At 34.9% G+C, this 681-nt stretch carries 1 pseudogene; it reads right to left on the bottom strand.

The annotated features are described in order from the left end of the window. Positions 1 to 681, bottom strand: a pseudogene (locus L0M85_RS09840) (helicase SNF2); the annotation flags it as partial.

Below are 681 nucleotides of genomic sequence, written 5' to 3'. Positions count from 1 at the left end.
CCAGTAATTTTTGCCAAATCTGGCGAATAATCATTGGGTCTGTATAATAGGCTGTAAGAGAACTTTGTTTCATGGTGGAGTATTCTGATTTACTTACTAAGCTCCTAAGAGTTAAACGTTCTGATTCGTACTTTGGATTGAGTTCATCGAAAAATTCATTGGCAAGACCACCCCATCCAACATACTTGGCTAGTAGTTCTTGTTCTTCTGGATTCGCTTGTCGTCCCTCTTTTTCTAATCTTTTAACAAGTTCAATTGCGGCGATATTCGTTTCAATCTTTTCTCGATTTGTCTTAGGATAAAAGTCCTCTAAGTCATCTGGAAAAACAAAATCTTGAACAGTAACATCCGTCTCTTCTATACCTGAAATTAAAGGTTTTATTTCCTTATCCTTTTCATTATCTTCTTCCAGGTAGGAAAACAAATCTATTTCCTGACTTTCACTTGATGGATTAATCTCAATCTCTGAATCTTCTTTTTCAAGTTCTACATGAGACAATACTTGTTCAATCTCTTCCAAACTGTTCAAGTATAAAATAGGGTTCTCTTCAAATAACTGGTTAGAATCATTGAATAGCTCTAGGCGAACTAAGTCATTTAACTGTGCATTTTCAATCGAAACCAATTGAAATACTTGTCCTTTATAACTTACTTGTGAACCGATTGGATATTCCCTCAAAG

It is taken from the genome of Streptococcus sp. DFI.7.26 (assembly GCF_022240605.1).
In the GTDB taxonomy this organism is placed as follows: domain Bacteria; phylum Bacillota; class Bacilli; order Lactobacillales; family Streptococcaceae; genus Streptococcus; species Streptococcus xiaochunlingii.
Note: the sequence above shows the minus strand (reverse complement) of the source record. Positions and strands in the feature narration are given on the sequence as shown.